Source organism: uncultured Algimonas sp., assembly GCF_947498175.1.
Classification (GTDB): domain Bacteria; phylum Pseudomonadota; class Alphaproteobacteria; order Caulobacterales; family Maricaulaceae; genus Litorimonas.
In genome coordinates this window covers 206711-219993 of the sequence record NZ_CANMJB010000003.1, presented here as the reverse complement: position 1 = coordinate 219993, position 13283 = coordinate 206711, and the positions used below count along the sequence as shown (strand labels likewise).

The following is a 13283-nucleotide window of genomic DNA, read 5'->3' as shown; positions in this document are numbered from 1 at the left end:
CAGGACGAACCCATGCAATTCATCGACCTTCATGCCCAGCAAGCCCGTCTCAAGGACGAAATCGATGCGGGTATCGCCGCCGTTCTGGAAAGCGGCCGCTATATTCTTGGGCCCCAGGTCAAGGAATTCGAGGAGAAGCTCGCCGCGTTCGGCAGTGCAAAGCATGCGGTGGGCTGCGCCAACGGTACGGATGCGATCCTGCTGCCGCTGCTGGCTTGGGACATCGGACCGGGCGATGCGGTCTTCTGTCCATCCTTCACCTATTGCGCGACGGCGGAAGTGGTCGCCCTTTGCGGCGCGACCCCTATCTTTGTCGATATCGACCGCCAGACCTACAATATGGACGCGGAATCGCTGCGTCTTGCCGTCGAGGGTGTCGTGAAAGACGGCGAGCTGAGCCCGAAAGCGGTGATCGTCGTCGATCTCTTTGGCCAATGCGCGGACTATCCGGCCTGGAACCGATCGCGCGCCAGCACGGGCTGAAAGTGATATCGGATTCTGCGCAAGGCTTCGGCACGACGTTGAACGGTCGGCATCCGCTGCACTGGTCGGATGTGCAGACGACGAGCTTCTTTCCCGCCAAGCCTCTGGGTTATTACGGCGACGGAGGGGCGATTCTGACGGACGACGACGCGCTTTCATCCGCGCTCGACAGTCTGCGCGTCCACGGTAAAGGCAAGGATAAGTACGACAATGTGCGCATCGGCATGAATTCTCGCTTGGACACGCTCCAGGCCGCAATCCTGTTGCCGAAGCTCGCCGTCTTTGGCGACGAGATCGAAGCACACAACCGGATCGCCGACCGCTATACGGACGCATTGCGCAGCAACGCGCTGCGCGTGCCGACTGTCATGGACGGCGTGGTCTCGACCTGGGCTCAATATACGATCGAAGTGCCGGATCCGACAGCGTTCGCCGACGCCTTGAAGAAAGAGGGTGTTCCGACCGCCCGGTATTATCCGCGCCCGATCCACATGCAGACGGCCTATGAACATTACCCCATCGGCGCGGGCGGCCTAGCGAATACGGAAGACTGTATCGACAAAATCATTTCCCTGCCGATGCATCCCTATTTGAGCGAAGCGGATCAGGACAAGATTATCGCCGCGGCCCGCACTGCCATCTAAACATGACATCGAGCCGGTCACGAGACCGGCCGGACAACGAATCGAAGGGGCGCGCGCATGGCGATCAAGGACACTTTCCTGCAGAGAATATCGGACGGCTCCATCACGGTGGGGATTGTCGGGCTGGGCTATGTCGGCTTGCCGCTGGCCGAAGCCTATGTCCGCACCGGAACCAAGGTCATCGGTTACGACATCAGCGAAGAGCGCGTCGCGCAGCTCAATTCCGGCCTATCCGGAATGCGCCATATCGCCGACGATCGCGTTTCCGGCATGGTCGAAAGCGGCTTGTTCCGCGCGACAGCCAATCCGGCCGACCTGCAAGACGCCGACGCGATCCTGATTGCCGTTCCGACGCCGCTGGACGTCCATCACCAACCGGATTTGTCCTACGTCGAAGCGACCTGCGAGACATTGGCTTCCGTGCCGCGACCGGGTCAGCTCGTCGTGTTGGAATCCACGACCTATCCCGGCACCACGCAGGAAGTCATGCGTCCGATCCTGGAAAGGAGCGGACTGAAAGCCGGCGAGGATTTCATGCTGCCCTATTCGCCGGAACGCGAGGATCCCGGCAATCCGCACTTCGAAACGTCCACGATCCCTAAGGTCATCGGCGCGGACGGGCCAGCTGCGCGTGACATGGCGAAAGCCGTCTACGACCTGATCGTCACGACCGTGATGGTCTCGGACTCCAAAACCACGGAAGCGACCAAGCTGGTCGAGAACATCTACCGCTGGATCAACATCGCCGCCGTCAACGAGATGAAAGTGATCTTCGAGGCGATGGATATCGACATCTGGGAAGTCATCGACGCGGCCAAAACGAAGCCTTTCGGCTTCCAGGCCTTTTACCCCGGCCCGGGCGTCGGCGGGCATTGCATCCGCATCGACCCCTACTACCTGTCCTACAAGGCCCGCAAGCACGGCCTGTCGACCCAGTTCATCGAGCTGGCCGGCAACATGAACACCAACATGCCGCGGCGGATCGTCCAGCGCTTGCTGGAGGAAATGTCCTTGAAGTTGCGCAAGCCGTTGGCCGGGGCGAAGATCCTTCTGGTCGGCCTTGCCTTACAAGGCCGATATCGATGACATGCGCGAAAGTCCTGCGCTCGAGTTGATCGATATTCTCAAAGCCCACGGGGCGCACGTGTCCTATCATGACCCGATGATCCCGGTCGTGCCGACGACCCGCGAATATCCCGAGTTCGCCGGTATGGAGTCGGTCGATGGGTTCGACGGCTTCGATGCCGCCGTGATCGCGACCAATCACAGCATGGTCGACTATCGCGCGCTCTGTTCCGCGGTGCCGCTGGTCATGGATACGCGCAATGCCACGGCCGCCATTCGCGACGAATTCAGCGACCGGATCGTAAAGGCTTAACGCGGATAGGATGCATTCAATCCTCGCTTTCCGGAAATCATATCCTCGCCATACCTGAACGCTCTTAAGGTTCTCCTGTCATCGCAATAGGAGAGTTCATTCATGGCACGCGACATTCCGCAGTCCCCGAACCTGGGGCTGCCCCTCATGGCACCCGCACAGGCGCAAAAGCACTTGGTGGTCAACGATGCGCTGCTGCGCTTGGATGCCCTAGCGCAGCTCCGCATATCCGCCTTGGGAGTCGACGATCCGCCGATGGTCTTTGCGCCCGGCGATGCCTTTGCGACCGGTTCCGCCCCATCCGGCATCTTTGCAGGCCATCCGGAGAGTCTCGCCTTCGCGACCGGGCAGGGTTGGCGGTTCCAGCCCCTGCGTCCCGGCATTGTCGGCTACGACATCCAAAATGACACGTTGGTGCAATGGTCCGGGACGGCCTGGGTCGCCGTCGGCGGTCAGGGCTCCGGATCGCCCGATACGATTCCGAAACTGGGTATCGGCGCTCCAGCCGATCCCCGCCATTCGTTGAGTGTCCGGGGCGCCACCACCTTATTCAATGCCGCTCCGTCCGGCGATGGTCACAGACTGGTCCTCAACCGTCCGGCAGCGGGCGGCACGTCATCCTGCCTGTTTCAGACCGGGCTGTCCGGACGGGCGGAAATCGGCATGATCGGCGATGAGACGTTGAGCTTGCAGACGAGCCCGGACGGCACGATATGGCATCGGCATGCCAGCATCGCCCCCGACTTCAAGGGCCTGAGCGCGGCCGCTCTCAGAAGCGGGCAGCAGAGCTTGGCCGTCGATTCGATGATGGATGTCGCCACCCCGGGATCGGGCGGCATCTTTGCGCTGACGCTAACGGACGATGGCGGATATCCGCAATCGCATCATAGCGCCTTGATGGTCTACGACACCGGCGCCAGCCCCGTTCTGACCACGCTTGTTGCCTTGCCGGGCATCCGCAATCTGTCCGCCGCGACCCTGACCGGCCGGTCAGGCCCCGATGGTTTCACGAACATCGCCGTGAAGACCGGTGCCTTGCAGATCGAAAACCGATTTCAGGTTCAGCGCCAATATTCGTGGACTTTCCTATGCTGATGCTAGAAGCCCCGATTTTATATTTAAATCATTCTACCTGAGATTTTCCATGGATCGTCGTGATTTCGTCGTCGCAGCTGCTGCTATGGTGGCGGTGCAGGCCTGTGGTCCGCTGCAAACCCGCCGTCCGCATCAACGCGTCGCTATGGTTCCCAGCATGATGTTACCGAAGTCTGTTCTTCGACTTGAAACCATCCCCGTATCGAGCCTGAAGCAAAACAGTTTTAGAAAAGACAGGAAGGACATTTGCCATAAGATCAGCGCTGACAGGCTGAAAAGAATGTTCACAGGAGAGTATAGAAAGTTGTCGGAGGCCGCATTCGGCCACCAGTGGGGGACCATCTGAAAGGCCATGATGACAATCATTGCCGCAGTTCCGAAGACGGCAAGCCATCCGACATTGTATTTATACGTCATGAACCATCTTCCAGAAGGCCGATTAACTCCGACATGGATTTTTACTCCGGAAGGCCGCCTTAGCGGTAATATTCCAGATACCAATCCACGAAGTTCGAGATGCCGACGTCGACCGATGTATCGGGGCGGAAACCCGTCGCGGCTTTCAGGTCGGACGTATCGGCGCAAGTTGATGGCACGTCGCCGATCTGCATCGGCATGAAATTCCTGATCGCTTCCTTGCCGAGCTTTTTCTCGAGAGTCTCGATATAGGTCATGAGCGGCACGACGTTGCTGTTTCCGATATTGTAGACCCGGAACGGCGCGACGCCGGACGTGCAGGGGTCGGGATCATCGCTATTCCAGTCCGGGTCCGGCTGCGGAACCACGTCGGCCAGTTTCACGATCCCTTCGGCGATATCGTCGATATAGGTGAAGTCACGCGACATCTGGCCATTATTGTAGATGTCGATCGGCGTGTCCTCGATGATCCCCTTAGTGAACTTGAACAGCGCCATGTCCGGGCGTCCCCATGGGCCATAGACGGTGAAGAAGCGAAGGCCCGTGCAGGGCAGGCCGAACAGATGGGCGTAGCTGTGCGCCATCAATTCGTTGGCCCGTTTGGAGGCGGCATAAAAGGTCAACGGGTGGTCGGCATGACGATGTTCGTTGAATGGCTGCAACGTGTTTGCCCCGTAGACCGAGCTCGTCGAAGCATAGAGCAGGTGCTTGACGCCGTTGTGGCGGCAGCCTTCCAGCACGTTGAGGAAACCGGCCAGATTGCTTTTTACATATTCGCGCGGATGATCGAGACTGTAGCGAACGCCCGCCTGCGCTGCGAGATTGATAACCACGTCCGGCTGGTGACGCGCGAAGGTCTCCGCCATCCGGTCGTCATCGGCCAGATCGATGCGTTCCTCGGTAAAGCCATCAAAGGAGCGCAGACGATCGAGACGCGCCTCCTTGAGGTTCACATCGTAATAATCGCTGACGATATCGATTCCGATCACCTCGAAACCGGCCTTCAAACGGTCTAGCGCGACGTGATTGCCGATGAACCCGGCGGAACCGGTTACAAGATATTTCATTGGTTTCGGTCTTCCCCGGCCATCCCTGCTCGACGAGTCCGATAACCGTCAATGCGATGCTCCTATAAGCCACCCCGAAGGCAAGCCAAGCTTACAATAGGCGGAGATTGAGCACTCTACGCGCCAACACGATGATCATGATTGTTCCGCTTGCATAGGCGATACCCGTCGCCAAAGAGGAACTGCTGGGAAAACGAGTCAGCCATAAGTCCTGCCGGATTCGCGCCTTTGGCAAGGCCTCGTCTGCAAAAGGCAATGCTGACGAAAAAAGGATTCTGCAACGGCTAAGACTAAGGCTAAGGCTAAGGCTAAGGCTAAGGCTAAGGCTAAGGCTAAGGCTAAGGCTAAGGCTAAGATGATTCCCTCGACAGACCAGTCAAGCTATAGCGCTGCACATGTCAGAACGAGAACTAGCGATGGGCGAAAAGCCTGCATGAAAGCAAGGCTGCACTCGCTCTCGTCCCGTCAGTATAACCATGGCAAGATTCACGAGCGATCTGAAGAAAACAAATGGGGCCTTAAAGCACAACGCGGCTTCGATTTTCACACTATCGAGACTGGACACGACCCTTCGGAGCTGGAAGCCCTGTTCCCGGACACGATCCGCCACAGAACGGGAATGTATGACAACATGATTGTCTTCGTGGCCGATTTCAGGCGCGAGGTAAAAAATCCCGTCTTCAAGAACGACGCCTTTATATAGCGCGACATTGTTCTGGATCTTGCAACCATCGCCGATGCGGACGTCGGGACCGGCCATGACGTTCTGTCCGAGAGAGCAATTCTCGCCGATCACCGTGCCCGGCAAGACATGGCAGAAGTGCCATATCTTCGTGCCTTTGCCGAGCGTCACGCCGTCATCGACATAGGCGCTTTCGTGAACAAATGTGTCACTCATGAATGATCTTCCTTCGATAGCCTCAGCAGGCAAGCTATGGCCGTTGTACGAGTAGCGGCCATGTCCTGACAATCGCGACGCCCGGGTCAAGCGCTTTCGCCATGCGGGTTCGCATCACGATGGGTCGCCGTCCCGTTCGGGCCGAACCCGGTCAGGACAGGAGCGTGAGGAGATATTCGCCGTAACCGGACTTCTTCAGCGGTTCGGCAACCGCGGCGAGCCGGTCGTCGCTGAGCCAGCCCTTGCGCCAGCCGACCGCTTCGGGACAACAGATGCGCAGACCCTGCCGTTCCTCGATGATGCCGACGAATTGCGCCGCAGAGAGCAGGGAGCGGTGCGTGCCCGTATCCAGCCAGGTCGATCCCTTGCCGAACAGTTCCACGGACAGCTCGCCCCTATCCAGGTAGAGCGAATTCAATGCCGTGATTTCAAGTTCGCCGCGCGCGGAGGGCGTGACGGTCCGCGCCAGGGCGGGCGCGCGGTCGTCGTAGAAGTAAAGACCCGTCACAGCGTAGTTGGAGGCAGGGTCGTCCGGTTTTTCCACGAGCGATACGGCATTCATGTCGGCGTCGAAGCCGACGACGCCGTAATCTCCGGGGTTGCTGACATGATAGCCAAAGACGGTCGCTCCGGTCTTGCGTTGCTGGGCTCTGCGCAAGGCCAGTTCGAACTCGTCGCCGAAGAACAGATTGTCGCCCAGAATCAGGGCCGACGGATGACCGTTCAGGAAATCTTCCGCGATGATCAGCGCCTGCGCCAGCCCGTCCGGGCTGGGCTGGACGGCATAGGACAGGCGGATGCCGTAGTTGGAGCCGTCGCCGAGAAGATGCTCGAAGGCCGCCTGGTCGCGCGGTGTCGTGATGATCAGTATGTCGCGGATGCCCGCTTCCATCAGCACGCTGAGCGGATAGTAGATCATCGGCTTGTCGAAGACCGGCATCAGCTGCTTGCTGACGCTGATGGTCGAGGGGTGCAGGCGCGTGCCCGTACCGCCCGCCAGAATGATGCCGCGCCTGTCCGTCATGAGGTGCCTTCCGCTCCGAGATCCGCTTCCTGCAATGCCCGGCGCATGCCGTCACGCCAATCCGGCAAAGCGTAACCGAACCCGCGTTCGAAAGCCTCCGTGTCGAGAACCGAATAGGCGGGACGGGGCGCCGGCGCTCCGAACTCAGCCGTGGTGATGGGCTCGATCCGCATCCGCTTTTCGGCTGCATCGAAAATGGCGGCGGCGAATCCGGCCCAGCTGACCGGATCGCCTGTGTTCGTGACATGATAGGTTCCGCCTGTCGACGGGTCTGTCGCGATGGTCTCCAGCGCCGCGACGGCGGCGCGGGCGAGGTCGGGGGCATAAGTCGGGCGTCCTGTCTGATCGGACACGATGCGCAACGTGTCGCGCATTGCGGCGAGGCGCAGCATGCTGGTCAGGAAATTGCGCCCTTGGCCGTCATGGACCCAGGACGTTCTGAGAATGGCCGCGTTGGCCCCACTGTCTTGAATGGCGGTTTCGCCGTCGCGCTTGGTCCGGCCATAGACGTTGAGCGGCTGCGTCGGATGATCCGGACCGTAAGGCGAGACCGCACGGCCGTCGAAGACATAGTCCGTGGAGACGTGGACGAGCGGCGCACCGCGCTCGGCGCACCAGCGCGCTATGATGCCGGGCGCAACGGCATTGACGGCATGGGCGGTGTCCCGGTCCTCTTCCGCGCCATCGACATCCGTATAGGCTGCCGCCAGGATGACGCCGCTTTCGGAGGCGGCGCCATGCGCATCGAGGGTCTTGCATATCGCAAGCCCGTCGCCCGCCAGATCGAGGGCCTCGCGGCCAAGACAGGTCGCGTTCGGCAAGAGGGCGTCCAAGGCGCGGGCGAGCTGTCCGGTGCGTCCGATGACAAGCGGTCCCATCGCCTTCAGGCCTTGCGTCCGAGCCGCTGTCCGATCGCCTTGGCCTCCACGAGCGGGCGCCACCAGTCTTCGTTTTGCAAGTACCAGAGCACCGTGTCCTCGAGCCGCGACATCCAGTCGGCGGACGGGGTCCAATCGAGTTCGTCACGGATGCGCGAAGCGTCGACGGCGTATCGCCGGTCATGCCCCGGCCTGTCATCGACGAAAGCGATCAGCGAGGCATGATCGGTGCGGCCCGTGGGGCTGTGCCGGTCCATCAGGGAGCAGAGCGCCTGGACGAGTTCCAGATTGGTGCGCTCATTGTCCCCGCCGATATTGTAGGTTTCGCCCAGCCGGCCCTGCTCCAGAACCGTCAGCAAGGCATCGACATGGTCTTCGACATGGAGCCAGTCGCGCACATTGCTTCCGTCGCCATAGACGGGGATGGGTTCCTCTTGCAGCATTTTCAGGATCGCGACGGGAATGAGCTTTTCGGGAAACTGATAGGGGCCGTAATTGTTCGAGCAATTCGTCAGGACGACCGGAAGCCCGAAGGTCCGGCCCCAGGCCCGGACGAGATGATCGGACGCGGCCTTGGACGCCGAGTAGGGCGAACTCGGATCATAGGGAGTCGTTTCGGAAAAAGCCGGGTCGTGCGAAGACAGATCGCCATACACCTCGTCCGTCGAGACGTGGTGGAACCGGAAAAGGGCTTTTGCATCCGGTTCCAGGCCTGCCCAATGGGACCGCGCGGCCTGCAGCATCGAAAACGTGCCCACGATGTTGGTCTGGATGAAGTCGCCCGGTCCGTCGATGGACCGGTCCACATGCGACTCGGCGGCCAGATGCATGACCGCGTCGGGCCGCGTTCGCTGCATCAGGGCGGCGACCGCTTGCGTGTCGCAGACATCCATCCGTTCGAAGATGTAACCATCCTCGTCCGCGACGCTGCGCAGGCTGTCGAGATTGGCGGCATAGGTGAGCTTGTCGACATTGACGACCGAATGGCCGCGCGCGACCGCCTCGCGGATGACGGCCGAACCGATGAACCCGGCCCCACCGGTGACGAGGATCTTCACGGCCGGTTCCTCAAAACGGACTCTGGAACGCATCGAACGCCGGCGCCGCCGCATCTTTTTGCGAAACGACGGCATCCACGGCATCGACACCCCAATCGATCGACAGGTCGGGATCGTTCCAGACCACGCTGCCTTCGGCACCGGCCGCGTAATAGTCCGAGCATTTGTAATGGACGACGACATCGTCGGTGAGCGTGGAAAATCCGTGCAGGAAACCGGGCGGCACCCAGAGCTGGCGGGCATTGTCCTGCGTCAGTTCGGCCCGGACGTGCTGGCCATAGGTCGCAGACCCCCGGCGCACATCCACCGCAATGTCCACGATTGCGCCCTGAATGCAACGCACCAGCTTGCCCTGCGCATGCGGCGGGGACTGGTAATGAAGGCCGCGCACGGTTCCCTTGCGCCGGGATAGCGACTGGTTGTCCTGGACGAATTCGACCGGCTCCCCGACACTGTCGTCGAAGACGGACCGGCGGAACGTTTCCATGAAATAGCCGCGCGCATCCTCGAAGCGCCGGGGGCTGAAGAGGACGGGTCCGTCGATCTGGAAAGTGTCTGTCTTCATGTTGCCCAGGAATGTCCGAGAAAGGATTGCGACCGCGCCGGCCTTCGTCAGCCGGCGGCTTACAGTCAGCGCGTGTGTTTCTCAAGCCGTGGACCGGCCATGCGGCCGATCCTGGCAACCGGCGCGGCTTTCTAGGCATTCGAATGTCCGTTATGCCACCGGTTCCGTCAAAACACCCGTCAGCCTGATCTCGCGGCCTTTCACCTCGGCGGCGATCCCGTAAAGCTCGGCCAGCGCGTCCGGCGTCAGGACCCCGACGGTCGGTCCGTCCGCCAGGATGCGGCCTTCGCTCATCAGGATCATGCGGTCGGCATAGCGGGCGGCCAGAGTGATGTCGTGCAACACGACCAGCACGCCCAGACCCGCTTCGGCCTTGGTTTTCAGCAGGTCCATGATGCGGAACGCCTGGGCCGGATCGAGAGCGGCGACGGGTTCGTCGGCGATCAGCAAGGGCGTGCGCGCACAGAAAGCCCGCGCGCAATGCATGCGGGCGGTCTCGCCGCCCGACAGCGTGTCCACACGTCGGTCCGCCAAGTCGGTCAGCTGGCATTCGCCAAGCGCCGTCTCGACGGCTTGCCAGTCCTCGCCCGATATCCGGGATGGCGAGGCCCCGTAGGCGAAGCGGCCGAGTGCCACGACGTCCCGCACCCGCGCGGGCCAAGCCATGGGGCCGCTTTGAGGCAAATAGGCGATCCGGCGCGCGCGCTCCGCAGCGCTCATCTTCGAGACCGGGTCGCCGTCGATCTCCACCGACCCCATCGCCGGGACCAGACCCAGCGCACCGCGCAGCGCCATCGACTTGCCGGCCCCGTTCGGACCGATCAGAACGGCGATCTCGCCCGACCGGACCTGAAAGCCGACATGGTCCACGAGGGTGACCCCGTCGGCTTCCACATGGAGGTCCCTGACGCGCAGTTCGGTCATGACGCGCCTCTGCGCTGCGCCGCGATCCAGGCGAAGGCCGGCGCGCCGACGAGGGCCGCCACGACACCGAGCTTCAGCTCGCTGCTGGTGGGCGCCAGACGGACGCCGATATCGGCCAGAACCAGCATGATCCCACCGAGCAGGGCGGATGGCAGCAGCACGCGGGCCGGATCGCTGCGCACCCAGGGCCGGACCAGATGCGGCGCGATGATGCCGACGAACCCGATGGCCCCGGCCAGCGACACCGCCGCGCCCGTGGCCAGCCCCGCGCCGACGACGACCGCAATGCGCTGGCGCTGCAGATCCAGGCCGAGGCCCGCCGCCGCCTCCTCGCCCACTGTCAGGGCGGACAGTCCGCGGCGCGTCAGCATCAGCACCGCCGCGCCCGACACCATGAAAGGCAGGGCCAAGGCGATGTCGTCGAAACTGCGGTTGGCGACCGAGCCCAGCATCCAGTTGATCATGTCGGCCAGCGAAAACGGATTGGGGGCCAGATTGAGCAAAAGGCTCATCGCCGCACCCGCAAAGCTCGACAAGGCGACACCGACAAGGATCAGCGTGACCACGGACTGGACGCGGATCGCGAGCAGCGTGATCAGGGCCGTCGCGATCAACGCGCCCGCGATGGCCGCGACCGGCATGATCCAGACGGCGGCGGCCGCAAACCCGTAATAGATCGCGACGGCGGCCAGCAGCGACGCCGTGGCGGACACGCCCAATATGCCGGGCTCGGCGAGCGGGTTGCGCAGCAGGCCCTGCAGGGCGGCCCCGCTGACGCCCAAGCTCGCGCCGACCAGCCAGGCGGCGAGTGCGCGCGGCAGGCGGATCGACCAGACGATCGTGACGTCCCCTGCGGCGGCCGTCCCGAACAGAGCGGTCAGAACGCGGGACGGCGGCATGGGAGTCGAGCCGAGCAGGCAGGCGGCGAACAGGACGGCCGCGCTACCGGCGATCAGCGCCGGTATCAGGGGGATGCGCCGCATCACCGTCGGTTTTCCTCCGCGCGCACGGCCGCGCGGCTCAACGCTTCGACGGCATCGACCGCGAACCACGCTCCGCAGGACATCCAGGCGCTGGGCAGATCGACCACGGGGCGGGTCTTCAATTGCGCCTGCGCGATCGGGTGGCGCATGGAACTCCAGCGGTCGTGTTTCTGGCCGGGACTGTCGAAGAAGGCTGCGGCGACGAGGTCGGGCTGCGTGTTCGCCAGCCTTTCCAGTGGCAGGGAACGCCAGCCCGCACGCTGTTCGAAATTGGCCAGGCCGGCCTCTTGCAGGATCTCGTGGACCAGCGATCCCGCACCGGTCGTCGCGCCGGACGGGGTGACGTAGAGCGTGTCGAGGCGCGGGCCCGACCGTTCACCCGTTTGCCGCAGTTCGCCGAGGCGGCGATCCATGTCGGCTAGGATTTCGGCGGCCTGCGCTTCGGCGCCCAATCCCTTGCCCATGTCTTCGGTCACGCGGCGGATACCCGGCAGGTCTCCGGCCCAGCCCACTTGCAGGACCGGCACACCGGCCCGCTCGAACATGGCGGCCGCATTCGGCCCGCCGCCATAGGAGCGAACGACAAGGTCGGGCTGCAAGACCAGCGCATCTTCGGCGATGGGCCGTACCTGCGGCAATCCCTGCGCGGCGTCGCGCATGTAGGAAAATTCCGCCGTCGCGTGGGGCGAGAGCGCGAGAATCCGGTCTGGGCCCGCCAGTTTCAGGACATATTGATCGGCGCAGAAGTCCAGGCTGACGATGCGTTGCGCGCGGTCGGGCCTGTCCGCGGACGGCACCGCCGCAGGCGCCCCGCACCCAGCCGCCCCGCACCCGGCCGCCAGGACAAGCGACAGCGCCGCCAGCACAGGGCGGAAGCGGCTCCGTTCATTGTCCTGCCGTCCAGACCGCAATGTCAAAGCTCCTTCGCAACATGCGTCCCGGAGCGCCCGCACAGGGCGACGGACCCGGAACCGAGAAGAACCGCATCCGGCCGGGCCGGGTGCGACACATCCGATATCTGTCGCGAAAAAGGAGAGGCGCACGGCACGACCCGGTGCGTCTTCCCCGCCCTCGGACACATCCCGGTCCGCAGGCGAACGACGTGATGGCCGGTCTCCTGGCTTGCCGGTCGTCGCGGGCGGGCCGCCTTCCCGGAACGTGGCGTTCCAGTGGCAACAAGGCCCATCCGCATCACGGCTTACAGTTGCGGGTACAGCGCCGGTCTTGGTTCCTGAAGAACCGCACCGGCTTCCCATGCCCCGAAGGGCGCCATCGGGTTTCGGTTCACACCATGCGCGTCGGCGAGTCAAGCATGAGAGCGTGCCGGTCGGACGGGTCTATCCCGCCGCTTCCATCGCCATGGCGCGCAGGGTGGCGCGCATCCGGTCGATATGGTCGTCCTGGCCCTCGATCCGGTAATGGTCCCGCAATGCGGCGATGTCGGTGTGGATGATGCGTGTCCGGCCGCTTTCATCCGTGTAGATCAGCATCTTCAACGGCAGGCTGAAACCCAGTTCGGGTTCGGCCTGCATCAACGGCGCGCCGCCTTGCGGATTGCCGAAGACGAACAGCTTGCTCTGGCCGATGTCGCGACCGACCGACAGCGCGCCCGCCCCGTGATCGATCACGGCGAACAGACGGAAGTTCCTAGCCGATATGGCGTCGCGCAGCCGCGTTTCGGCCGCAACGAAACTGTCCGACACGCCGACCGAAGTCCGGACCGGCAGGGGCAACCGTTCGGACAGGGGCATGGCGTCGGGCAAGGGGATCGAGTCCGGCAGGCTGGAACAGGCCGACAGCAGAAGACAGGCGGCAATCGGAGCAAAGGATTTCATGATCCGCATCATGGCTCTCCCTTGGAATGTTTCC

At 62.8% G+C, this 13283-nt stretch carries 14 protein-coding genes, 1 pseudogene and 1 riboswitch; of the genes and pseudogenes, 4 read left to right on the top strand and 11 right to left on the bottom strand.

Annotated features, from left to right (window positions below; all coding sequences use genetic code 11):
- Nucleotides 1-12 precede the first annotated feature (12 nt).
- The 4 genes and pseudogenes from Q0718_RS13675 to Q0718_RS05910 all read left to right on the top strand — a co-directional run bounded on the left by Q0718_RS13675 (nucleotide 13) and on the right by Q0718_RS05910 (nucleotide 3600).
- Nucleotides 13-1127: pseudogene (locus tag Q0718_RS13675) on the top strand (DegT/DnrJ/EryC1/StrS aminotransferase family protein).
- Between the two features lie 57 nt (nucleotides 1128-1184).
- Nucleotides 1185-2213, top strand: coding sequence for a nucleotide sugar dehydrogenase (locus Q0718_RS05920; protein ID WP_298914927.1), 1029 nt, complete (start codon nucleotides 1185-1187; stop codon nucleotides 2211-2213).
- A 1-nt stretch (nucleotide 2214) separates the two neighbouring features.
- The gene (locus Q0718_RS05915) at nucleotides 2215-2505 is read left to right on the top strand and encodes a UDP binding domain-containing protein (protein WP_298914924.1); all 291 of its coding nucleotides are present in this window, start codon (nucleotides 2215-2217) and stop codon (nucleotides 2503-2505) included.
- A 102-nt stretch (nucleotides 2506-2607) separates the two neighbouring features.
- Nucleotides 2608-3600, top strand: coding sequence for a DUF2793 domain-containing protein (locus Q0718_RS05910; protein ID WP_298914921.1), 993 nt, complete (start codon nucleotides 2608-2610; stop codon nucleotides 3598-3600).
- 132 nt (nucleotides 3601-3732) lie between these two features.
- On the opposite strand, the gene Q0718_RS05905 is transcribed toward Q0718_RS05910, so the two are convergent.
- The 11 genes from Q0718_RS05905 to Q0718_RS05855 all read right to left on the bottom strand — a co-directional run bounded on the left by Q0718_RS05905 (nucleotide 3733) and on the right by Q0718_RS05855 (nucleotide 13249).
- Nucleotides 3733-4017 carry a hypothetical protein gene (locus Q0718_RS05905; RefSeq protein ID WP_298914918.1) on the bottom strand — a complete coding sequence of 95 codons (285 nt, stop codon included), beginning with the start codon at nucleotides 4015-4017 and terminating at the stop codon, nucleotides 3733-3735.
- A gap of 59 nt (nucleotides 4018-4076) precedes the next feature.
- Nucleotides 4077-5084 carry an NAD-dependent epimerase gene (locus tag Q0718_RS05900; protein WP_298914916.1) on the bottom strand — a complete coding sequence of 336 codons (1008 nt, stop codon included), beginning with the start codon at nucleotides 5082-5084 and terminating at the stop codon, nucleotides 4077-4079.
- A gap of 376 nt (nucleotides 5085-5460) precedes the next feature.
- The gene (locus Q0718_RS05895) at nucleotides 5461-5982 is read right to left on the bottom strand and encodes a DapH/DapD/GlmU-related protein (protein ID WP_298914913.1); all 522 of its coding nucleotides are present in this window, start codon (nucleotides 5980-5982) and stop codon (nucleotides 5461-5463) included.
- Between the two features lie 151 nt (nucleotides 5983-6133).
- Entirely contained in the window at nucleotides 6134-7006 is an 873-nt protein-coding gene (gene rfbA / locus Q0718_RS05890; RefSeq protein ID WP_298914910.1) for a glucose-1-phosphate thymidylyltransferase RfbA, read from the bottom strand.
- Nucleotides 7003-7884 (bottom strand): dTDP-4-dehydrorhamnose reductase, encoded by an 882-nt coding sequence (gene rfbD / locus Q0718_RS05885; RefSeq protein WP_298914907.1) that lies wholly within the window; start codon nucleotides 7882-7884, stop codon nucleotides 7003-7005. The genes rfbA and rfbD overlap by 4 nt, the downstream gene beginning before the upstream one ends.
- A 5-nt stretch (nucleotides 7885-7889) precedes the next feature.
- A complete protein-coding gene (gene rfbB / locus Q0718_RS05880; protein WP_298914904.1) occupies nucleotides 7890-8942 on the bottom strand; it encodes a dTDP-glucose 4,6-dehydratase in 1053 nt (350 codons plus the stop codon).
- Between the two features lie 10 nt (nucleotides 8943-8952).
- Entirely contained in the window at nucleotides 8953-9507 is a 555-nt protein-coding gene (gene rfbC / locus Q0718_RS05875) for a dTDP-4-dehydrorhamnose 3,5-epimerase (RefSeq protein ID WP_298914901.1), read from the bottom strand.
- A 150-nt stretch (nucleotides 9508-9657) separates the two neighbouring features.
- On the bottom strand, nucleotides 9658-10431 hold the full coding sequence (locus Q0718_RS05870) for an ABC transporter ATP-binding protein (protein ID WP_298914898.1): 774 nt from the start codon (nucleotides 10429-10431) through the stop codon (nucleotides 9658-9660).
- Nucleotides 10428-11414 (bottom strand): iron ABC transporter permease, encoded by a 987-nt coding sequence (locus tag Q0718_RS05865; RefSeq protein ID WP_298915498.1) that lies wholly within the window; start codon nucleotides 11412-11414, stop codon nucleotides 10428-10430. Before Q0718_RS05865 ends, Q0718_RS05870 begins: the two co-directional genes overlap by 4 nt.
- Nucleotides 11414-12331 (bottom strand): ABC transporter substrate-binding protein, encoded by a 918-nt coding sequence (locus Q0718_RS05860; protein WP_298914895.1) that lies wholly within the window; start codon nucleotides 12329-12331, stop codon nucleotides 11414-11416. The genes Q0718_RS05865 and Q0718_RS05860 overlap by 1 nt, the downstream gene beginning before the upstream one ends.
- 172 nt (nucleotides 12332-12503) lie before the next feature.
- A riboswitch (cobalamin riboswitch) is annotated at nucleotides 12504-12703 on the bottom strand.
- A 48-nt stretch (nucleotides 12704-12751) separates the two neighbouring features.
- Nucleotides 12752-13249, bottom strand: coding sequence for a DUF302 domain-containing protein (locus Q0718_RS05855; RefSeq protein ID WP_298914892.1), 498 nt, complete (start codon nucleotides 13247-13249; stop codon nucleotides 12752-12754).
- Nucleotides 13250-13283 lie beyond the last annotated feature (34 nt).